This window comes from Fuerstiella sp., assembly GCA_022447225.1.
GTDB lineage: Bacteria > Planctomycetota > Planctomycetia > Planctomycetales > Planctomycetaceae > S139-18.
Genome location: JAKVAZ010000008.1, coordinates 81,876 through 91,666, shown reverse-complemented (window position 1 = coordinate 91,666; position 9,791 = coordinate 81,876). Strand labels below are relative to the sequence as shown.

The 9,791-nt window shown below is 52.4% G+C and carries 6 protein-coding genes; all 6 read left to right on the top strand.

The features are described from left to right. Positions 1-672 precede the first annotated feature (672 nt). Positions 673-2,058: a transporter substrate-binding protein gene (locus MK110_09745; protein ID MCH2211574.1), complete on the top strand. Its 1,386-nt coding sequence runs from the start codon at positions 673-675 to the stop codon at positions 2,056-2,058. Positions 2,059-2,304: 246 nt separating this feature from the next. Then, positions 2,305-4,215: an urea ABC transporter permease subunit UrtB gene (urtB, locus tag MK110_09740; GenBank protein MCH2211573.1), complete on the top strand. Its 1,911-nt coding sequence runs from the start codon at positions 2,305-2,307 to the stop codon at positions 4,213-4,215. Beyond that, entirely contained in the window at positions 4,208-7,111 is a 2,904-nt protein-coding gene (urtD, locus tag MK110_09735) for an urea ABC transporter ATP-binding protein UrtD (protein ID MCH2211572.1), read from the top strand. The genes urtB and urtD overlap by 8 nt, the downstream gene beginning before the upstream one ends. Before the next feature lie 106 nt (positions 7,112-7,217). After that, positions 7,218-7,913 carry an urea ABC transporter ATP-binding subunit UrtE gene (urtE, locus tag MK110_09730; protein MCH2211571.1) on the top strand — a complete coding sequence of 232 codons (696 nt, stop codon included), beginning with the start codon at positions 7,218-7,220 and terminating at the stop codon, positions 7,911-7,913. A gap of 249 nt (positions 7,914-8,162) precedes the next feature. Continuing rightward, positions 8,163-9,002, top strand: a complete 840-nt coding sequence (locus tag MK110_09725; protein ID MCH2211570.1) for an urease accessory protein UreD — start codon at positions 8,163-8,165, stop codon at positions 9,000-9,002. Between the two features lie 13 nt (positions 9,003-9,015). After that, the gene (gene ureB, locus MK110_09720; GenBank protein MCH2211569.1) at positions 9,016-9,774 is read left to right on the top strand and encodes an urease subunit beta; all 759 of its coding nucleotides are present in this window, start codon (positions 9,016-9,018) and stop codon (positions 9,772-9,774) included. Positions 9,775-9,791: the final 17 nt, after the last annotated feature.

Genomic DNA, 9,791 nt, shown 5'->3' with positions numbered 1-9,791 from the left:
TGGCTGAGAAGTGAATTCGCACAGAGCTTCAGCTCCGGGGCACGCCAAACGGTTTGATCACCGTCAATTCTGTTTTTGTCACCGGAAGGTACCCATCATGCTCATCGTCAAAATATGATGAGGGAATTCTCCAGGCTATTGGAATGAACAGAAATCTTTTTTACGTTTCCCGTGTTCACAGAGTTTTTGATTGACGCATGGTCTAGAAAACAGACTACGTTTTCGTGCTGCTGAGTTATCCCAAACACACACACACACACGGTCGTGCCTGTTGTTTGAGCAGATGTGCTGAAAGAACGGTCATGGATTCTGCGCGAGTTCGTCAAGCTGGAACTTTCATCTGTGACCGGAGTGAGTTCCCTTGATGCACCGCATTTCCGGGAAAGAGGAACTGCAAAAGTGGTTGTGACCATCGCTCGGTTTTTTCCATGCAAAAAACGGGCATGCCGGCCAAGTGCATTCGGTGAGTGAAGTTTCTCCCGGGGCCAGCATCGTAAAACGAGATCTTCTGGCGCGATACTTGCCTATCAGGCCAACAAACTTGGTCAAGACTCGAATCTGTTAGCTGTCTGCGGGGGGGGGGGACGCTCCAAAGACTGCGGAGACTCTGTTGTTGTGACTGAATGGCCAGTCGTTCAGTTTTGTTTCATTTTCTTTAGCCGGAAAAATCGAATGTTGTTAGTTCGCAGATCATCGCTTGTGGTTGCCCTGGGGTTTGTTTTGTTCTGTTGTGGCTGTGGAGACAGCGGCGGAGACTCTTCGCCGGCTGCAGCCACTTCCGAGGAATCTGCTGCAACAGCAACAGACAGTGCGTCTTCAGCTCAGCCTGAAAGTAACGGTTCCGCCGTAGCGGCCGCACGTGTGACAGACGATCCGATCGAAGCAGCCTATTTCGGTGTGTATGTTTGGAAGGCAGCGGTTGAAAAGGCTGGTTCATTTGATATCGACAAGGTGCGTGAAGCTGCGTACGGACTGGAATTCGATGCTCCTGGTGGCAGAAAGCGGATCCATGATTCCAACCACCACACTTACAAGCCGGTTTATATCGGCGAGATTCTGCGAGACGGGCAGTTCAAAATTGTTAAGGAGTTTAATGACGGTGGACTCGTTGAACCCGACGCATATTCCTCTTATCTGCATCCCGACGGAGACGTCCCCAGTCCAACAGGTGGTCCGGTAGACGGCGCAGAATATCCACAGCCGGATGTAACAGATGACAGTGTAAAGGTTGGGATCCTGCATTCACTCAGTGGGACAATGGCGATCTCTGAAACCTCACTGAAAGATGTGGTTTCGTATGCGGTCGATGAAATTAACAATTCCGGGGGCGTGTTGGGCCGTCAAATTGATCTTGTGATCGAAGACCCGGCCAGTGACTGGGATCTGTTCGCCGAAAAAGCTCGCAAGATGATCACTGAGGATGGCGTAGCCGTTGTCTTCGGGTGTTGGACTTCAGTCAGTCGGAAATCCGTACTGCCGGTATTCGAAGAGTACAACCATCTTTTGTTCTATCCTGTTCAGTATGAAGGCGAAGAGCTCTCCTTGAACGTCTTTTACACCGCTGCGCCACCAAACCAGCAACTTGTACCGGCCGCTCAGTACATGCTTGATGATGGCGTCAAGAAATTCTATCTGCTGGGAACTGACTACGTATTCCCCAGAACAGCAAACAAGGTGCTCAAGGCCTTTCTGCTGGCACAGGGGGTCCCGGAAACAAACATCATTGAAGAATACACTCCGTTCCATCATCAGGACTATCAAACCATCGTTCAGAAGGTTAAAGACTTTGCTGCGAGTGGTGATGCATGCGTGCTGTCCACAATCAACGGGGACAGCAACGTTCCGTTCTATAAGGAATTTGCTAATCAGGGACTTACCTCAGCCGACTGCCCTATCATGGCGTTTTCTGTGGCTGAGGATGAATTGCGAGCAATGGACGTACCACCTCTGGTAGGTCATCTCGCGTGCTGGAACTATTTCCAGAGTATCGCTTCCACTGAAAACACCGCCTTTGTGGAAGGATTTCAGGCGTACTGTCAGGCAAACGGACTTAAATAGGTGGGCCAGTACGACACCCGTTATGTTGAATTTCTCTGGTTCAGTCAGTTTTTGCCGAGCGTCGTGTGCTCGGTGGAAATTGACTGACCAGACAGTTAAAAAAAAGGCGCTTCTGACTGCTTTGATCTGTCTCCGTGACGTGATCCGTTGGCCTCGCCTGCTCTTGTTGCGTCGGTGACAGAAAGTTGTTCAATAATGGACGCATCCGGACTCTTTTGCTCTGGCCGGGTGCTGACAGTTTTCGCTTTGCTTTTCTGCTCTGCACCCGCTTGTGGCTGGAGTCCACCTGGCGGTCACACGCGTGAATCGTTAGCGTTGCTGGCCAGCTCGAACGAAGAGAGTCGTCAACAGGCGCTGGCTATCTTGGCTGCATCGCGAGAGCCGCGAATGGTGCCGTTCCTTGAACATTACAGCCAGGGCGCCGTATTTCTTTGGAACACGCAAATAGTTGTCTGCACGGATTTGAACCAGAGTCCTGCCCTGATTCTGGATCCACTGACGCTTGATCCTCTCAAAGTTGACGGTCAACCGGTTAGAGTGGATGTTTCCGAGTTACGCGACGTGGCTCCCTCCGGTCGATCAGAACGCAGGGCTGTTGCCGATGTCATTCGGCAACTTGAAGTCTGGATGCCGGACGTCGAAAAACGGCTCGCAGCCATTCAGCGGTTTGGGGATAGTCGAGACCCGAAATTCCTGGACTCACTGAACGAACTGATGAACTCTGATGCGCCGGAAAAAGTGATACGCAAGGCGCGTGAAAGTGCGCTGCTGATCCGCATTTCCGGCAATATTCAGGACCAAACAACAGACGACCGTCTTATCGCGATCAATGAGATTGGAGATTTGTGTGTAGCCAGAGCAATTCCGGCGCTCAATGATATTCTGAACAACGAAAAAGAGTCTCAAATGCATGTAGCCTGCCGGGGAGCTCTTGAGACGATTGAAAATTATCAAAAGAAAGTCCGGTTGCTTCAGAACATATTCAATGGTCTCTCGCTGGGTTCAATCCTGATTCTTATGGCCCTTGGCCTGTCGATCATCTTCGGACAGATGGGCGTGATTAATATGGCCCACGGGGAACTGATGATGGTCGGTGCGTACGCGACGTACGAAATGCAGCTGCTGTTCGGTCATACACCGGAAACTCCGACCAATCTTTACTATATTGTTGCGTTCCCGGTGTCGTTCCTGGCAGCTGCTGTTGTCGGCTTTCTGATGGAACGACTGGTCGTACGGCATCTGTATGGCCGTCCGCTGGATTCGCTTCTGGCAACCTGGGGTATCAGTCTGCTGCTGATCCAGTGCGTACGTGTAAAGTACGGGGACAACATTGGAGTAAACAGTCCCTCTATGCTGGTGGGCAGTTTTGAAGTGCTTCAGGACCTGATCATACCTCGTAACAGAGCTTTCATTCTGGTTCTCTGCGGGTTTTGTGTGTTATCCGTTCATGCTCTTTTTCGGTATACCCGGGCGGGGTTGCTGATTCGGGCTACTGTTCAGGGCCGTGAGACGGCATCAGGCCATGGAGTGAATACTCGCCTGATTGACGGGCTAACATTTGCCGTCGGGTCAGGTCTCGCCGGAATCGCGGGATTTGCCTGGACAACCGTTGGGGGGGTGACGCCCGATATGGGGCAGAATCATATTGTCGATTCCTTTTTGGTTGTTGTGACCGGTGGAGTCGGAAAACTTGCTGGTGCCGTGTTTGCCGGCCTCGGCATTGGCTCATTGAACAAGATTCTCGAACCTCTCAACTTTGGAGAGGGGTTGATGACAATGGGACTGGTGATTGTCGTTACGTCGTGGGCTCTCGGCGTCGCAGGATCCTTTCGCATCGACAGAAAACTCGGAATGATGTCGCTCATTCCGGTTTCCGGTCCGATCACACCCGTATTCAGTCCGTCAGTGACTCCTGGCATTCGTGCTGCCGCGACATTTTACTGTATTGGGTGTGTCAGTATCTTTTTGTCGTGGTCTGGCAGTCATCTGGTGGAATGGTTTGGGGAGGGATCGTTCGTAACGGCCGTTGATGCCATGCTGACAGAGCCAATTCGAGCGATCTGGGCAAAAGTTCTTATCCTGTCGTGCGTAGTGTTGTTCATTCAGTGGCGACCTCTCGGGCTGTTTCCACCACGAGGACGTCTGGCTGATGCATAATTTGCTCGATCACTTTAGCAGAGCAACGGATACTTTAGCTGACCTGGGCCTGCGTCATGGACGGGTGCCGCTGAGCGCTATCCAGTGGTACAGCCGCACGTGTATGTTCTGGACACTCCTGCTGATTGGACTGGTGGGGATTCCCGCGCTGCATGCGAGTGGTGCGGTCAGTATTGAAACCGTCAATCAGCTGGGACGTTACCTGTGCTTTGCGATTGCAGCATTAAGCCTGGATCTTGTCTGGGGCTACGGTGGCATGTTGTGCCTCTGCCAGTTCCTGTTCTTTTCCCTGGGCGGTTACGCAATGGGCATGTTTTGTGCTCATCACGGCGGTCCGGAAGGGGTCATCGATGCCGTCAACTGGGGTAAGATTCCGGCGTGTCTGTTTGTTGTGTATCCTGGTGGAGTTGGGGAAAGTCAGGATCAGTGGACCGTGCCGTTCTTTTGGAAACCGTTCTGGAATATTTGGACCACTCTTATTCTGGGAATTGTGATCCCTGGTGTCGTTGCTGCTGTGATTGGTTTTTTTGTGTTCCGCAGCCGCGTACGAGGCGTGTTTTTCGCTGTGTTGACACAAGCCATCGTGCTGGCATTCTGGCTCGTCGTCTGCATGAACAATATGAAACTGGGAGGCACGAACGGTCTCACCCGATTCGATCGTATTATTCTGGATTCCCGCGAGAACATATCCATTACGATCGCGCCGCAGAAACTCGCGGAGGCAAATCTCGAAGCTGCTGCAGTACGTGAAGCGGTTGAGAAAAAAGCGATGGAGATCAGCCAAGCCTATATTGAACAGGTCGAAAAGAAACGACAACTGCTTACCCGGAATTTTGCCTCACCTCCCGCTGTCAATGTGGATGCCGTTCCCATTGAGGTTCGTGGCAGCAACAGTGCGATGATGATACGTCTCGCAAGATCGATCCATGTCTGGAAGGTTCTAGCGGTCTTTGAGGAACTGACAGTTGCCGAACAGCAACGCCTCAGTGACATCGCCGAAGTGAAAATTGCGGGCTACGATCTGAATAATAAAAACGTCAAATTGGCTCTCTATTTACTGACCGTCATTGTCCTTGTGGCCGTCTTCTTACTCTGTCAGCTGTTGATGAAATCGAGAATTGGTCGTGTCCTGATCGCAGTTCGCGATAACGAAAGTCGCCTCCGATTCTCTGGCTACCGCCCTTACGTCTTCAAAATGCTGGTCTTTGGGATATCCGGTGCGATTGCAGGACTTGGCGGGATGCTTTACGCCCCGCAGATGAAAATATTCACACCGACTAATCTCGAACCTAAGGAGTCGATTGCGGTTGTGATCTTTGTGGCAGTGGGTGGACGGGCAACGTTGTCCGGTCCGATCTTTGGAGCACTGGTGGTCAGCTACCTTTATTCCCTGCTCACCAGTCATTCACCAGACGCGTGGCCCATTGTTCTTGGATTGTTGTTTATTCTGGTCACGCTGTACCTGCCCGGAGGCCTGATGGGCATCTGGCAATCGTGGGTCTCACTGGCGATATCTCAAAAGACAGTACGGTCTTCCACCGGGGTGATTAACTCTACGGAAGCACAACAGGACCGCATCGATGTGCGACTGGCTGTTGTCGGAATTCTTGCGGTCACATTTGGTTTTTCCGCTGCCTGGGGGCTTGGGGAGTATGCCAGGCCCTGGGATGACGGTCTGATGGCTCAGCGCAACGGATCATCGGTTGTGGTGGGCCTGATCCTGATGCTTACTGCAGTCAGTGCCTTGCTTCAGGTTTTGGCGGGCCTGGGGCTGATTACCGGGCGTGTGTGGGGAAGCATGATTTTAAAGAGAACGCTTCCGATCAGTATTGGGCTGTCCGTGACTGCTGTCGGCTGGTTGTTTTTCGTTGGCACGCTGCGAAGTGGGATTGCTGACTGGGGCACCACCGGTTTTACACGTGTCAGTGAGCTGGTATCAACAGTCCCACATCTGCCCGTGCTGACCTTGTGGTCTGCTGCAGCGTTGTTTTATTTCCATAGATTTTTAAGTCGGCAGGCTGTCCGAACGACAGTCGCCGCAGATGCCGCAGAGGATCAAACAGACGAAGCATTGCCTGATGCATCTGCGGTACAGGACCGGGCCAGTCAGCTCGCCAGAATCGTGGCTAAGCAAAAAATTGGACCATCGAAAAGTACGCTCGACAACTCTCTTCTTGAAGTCCGGGGGGTCAAAGTTGTTTTTGACGGATTCAAAGCTCTTGATGTGGCCGAATTTTCAGCAGGATATTATGACTTAAATGTCATTATCGGTCCGAATGGTGCCGGCAAAACGACGTTATGCGATGTGATCAGCGGAAAAACTCCTGTGACCGAAGGCCAGGTCCACTTAGGCGGGCATCAAATCACCGGGTTGACGGAGGCTGATATTGCTCGACTTGGTGTCGGTCGAAAATTTCAAACCCCCACGGTGTTTGACAGTCTTACCGTCTATGGAAACATGGAACTGGCGATACCAGGTCGACATCGACTCGTTAACAACGTGGGAATCCGGCCTTCGGCAGCCGAACGTTTGAAGATCGAAGAAATCCTTGCTCGTGTTAAATTGCTGGAACACGCTGAAAAGGATGTGCGACATCTCAGTCATGGTCAGCGGCAGTGGCTGGAGATCAGCATGCTCATTCTTTCTGATCCGCGTTTGCTGCTTGTTGATGAGCCCGCCGCGGGATTGACTGATGAAGAGACAATTCTGACGGCCGAACTTCTGCTGGAACTGAAGGCAGAACACAGTGTGATCGTCATCGAACATGACATGGAATTTGTGCGTCTCCTGAACAGCAGTGTGACGGTTCTGAATGAAGGAAGCGTGATGGCTCAGGGGGAGATGCAGGCCATTGAGAAGGATCCGGCGGTTATAGAAGCCTATCTGGGACGATAGACCGCGACATCGGGCGAATGGCCCATACCATTAATTAACTCAGGTCCATCGAGTCGGATGTCTCAAACAATCCTGACTGTGCACGCAGCCACGCTGATTTGGAATTATGCTTACCATTGACAACCTGCTCTTTAGTTACGGGACGATCGGAACCCTGCGAGGCATTTCCATGCAGATGCCGCCGGGGCGGATGACGTGTGTCATGGGACGCAATGGAGTTGGTAAGACCACGCTGATTCGAAACATTATGGGACACCTTCAACCGAATTCCGGAATCATTCGGCTCGGCGAAACCGATATCACCGGTTTCGTTCCTCATCGACGCGCCAGACAGGGCCTGGCACTCGTTCCGCAGGGGCGCCAGATTTTTCCCCGACTGACTGTTGAAGAAAATCTAAAAGTCGGGCTGCAGGCCAGACGCGACAGGACTCGATCGGTTCCCGCTGAGATCTACGATTTGTTCCCCGTTTTAAAGGAAATGGGACGACGCATGGGAGGAGATCTGTCCGGTGGACAACAGCAGCAGCTGGCCATTGGTCGAGCGCTTGCCGGAGATCCGTCAGTTCTGTTGCTGGATGAACCGACAGAGGGCATTCAGCCAAACGTCATCCAGCAGATCGGGCGTGTACTGCGAACGTTGGTTGAAGAACGACAAATGACGGTCGTGCTGGTCGAGCAGTATGTGGATTTTGTTCGTGAATTTGGCCAGGATTTTTACATTATGAATCGCGGACGAGTTGTGGCAGACGGGGTTACTGAGGATCTAAGTTCGGAACTCATCCACAAGCACCTGAGCGTCTGAGTTAAATTTATCCACTGAATCGATCGCGATTCATCCTGATGATTTTCTTGAGATGTGGAAGCTGCTCTTCGGTTTCGCAAACGGGGCGTTCCAGACTGTTGCCCGAGGATGCCGGTTCAGGACTGTGAAGTAAAACAATCAGTCTGGATAGTCAGCTTACCCAGTCGCATGACACTTTTTTAACAGTTCAGTCCACTGTAACCGGCTTCTGGTGACACCGGGACCGGGTTGAACCGTGGGGATATAGCAGTGACGACAGCTTCGCCTCAATCGATTCGCCACGGATATGGAATCCTTGAATTCAGCTCGGTAGCAGGCAGGACTGTAGTCACTCGGGCAGAAGCCTATAACCCGCTGAAATGGCTTGTTCCGCGTCGTTCTGTCTCCGCTGCCTGGGGGTTTGCCACTACATTTGGAGGAGGCCTTGTTGCCGGCGACCGAATTGAAATGCAGGTGGGGGTCGGGCCGGGAGCCAGGGCTGTTTTGGCAACCCAGTCGTCCACGAAGGTGTATCGGAGTGACACAGACGCCGACTGTACTCAGATCCTTGGTGCCACGGTTGGCAGGGATGGGTTGATGGTTGTGGCTCCCGATCCTGTCACCTGCTTTCGCGGAGCTCGTTACAGTCAGAAACAGATCATCCGGCTTCATCCGGATGCAACGCTGGTCTATGTGGACTGGCTGACGAGTGGACGTCGTGCACGAGGAGAGTGCTGGGCCTTTTCACGGTACCGCACACGGCTCGATCTTTACCGTGCCGGTGAACGTTATCTGACGGATTCTCTTCTGCTTGATCCCGACGACGGACCGCTCGACAGTCCGTTCCGGATGGGTCCGTTTCACTGTTTTGCTATGATGGTGATGTGTGGCCCTCAGACGCAGGAGGCCGTTGTATCGCTGCTGGAGGAAGTTGGAAATCAGGAAATCCGTCCGGTGGATGAAGTAGTGGATTCCGTCAGCTCGCTGAAAGACGGGGCCATCTGGCGGATTGCCGGACGAACAACCGAGCAGGTCGCCCGTCGACTGAAAAGTCGGTTGGAGTTTTTAACACCAATCCTGGGTGAGTCACCCTGGAACAGAAAGTGGTAAAGCGGAGGAACATATGCACCTGTCTCCACGTGAAATTGAGAAATTGATGCTGCACAACGTCGGTTTTCTTGCGCAAAAACGTCTGGCTCGGGGGGTGCGTCTCAACCTTCCCGAAGCCGTGGGACTGATTGCATCTCAGATCCTTGAGTTTATCCGTGAAGGACGTTCAGTGGCCGAACTCATGGATCTCGGGCGGCACTTTCTGGGACGATGTCAGGTTCAGGCCGGTGTTCCGGACCTGCTTCACGAAGTTCAGGTTGAAGGAACATTTCCTGACGGCACGAAGCTGGTGACGGTCCACTCACCCGTTGCATCGGAACACGGTGACCTGGAATTGGCCTTGTACGGCAGTTTTCTTCCCGTACCGGACCTGTCTGTCTTCGATACAGATCACGCTGATGAGAGCGTGACAGCGGGAGAGGTTCTGGTGGCTGACGGGGACCTGGTTCTGAATGAAGGACGAGAGTGTGTCGAAGTTGCAGTCACTAATCATGGTGATCGTCCGGTTCAGGTGGGCAGTCATTACCACTTTGTTGAAACAAACAGCTCGTTGGAATTTGATCGGGGTGCTGCTTACGGGAAACGACTTGACATTCCTGCCGGAACTGCGGTTCGCTTTGAACCGGGTGATACAAAGACCGTGACACTGGTGTCAATTGGTGGCGATCGGGTGATTCGTGGTGGTAACAATCTCGCCGACGGAAAAGTGTCTGCTGAAGGAAAACAGGTGACGCTGGAAAACGTTAATTCACAGAATTTTGCAACCACATAACTGTCTCCGGCCGGACA

What these genes read in the sequence shown, in the direction of transcription:
- MK110_09745 (MCH2211574.1), top strand. Translation starts at nt 673, where the DNA reads ATGTTGTTAGTTCGCAGATCATCGCTTGTGGTTGCCCTGGGGTTTGTT.
- urtD (MCH2211572.1), top strand. Translation starts at nt 4,208, where the DNA reads ATGCATAATTTGCTCGATCACTTTAGCAGAGCAACGGATACTTTAGCT.
- urtE (MCH2211571.1), top strand. Translation starts at nt 7,218, where the DNA reads ATGCTTACCATTGACAACCTGCTCTTTAGTTACGGGACGATCGGAACC.
- ureB (MCH2211569.1), top strand. Translation starts at nt 9,016, where the DNA reads ATGCACCTGTCTCCACGTGAAATTGAGAAATTGATGCTGCACAACGTC.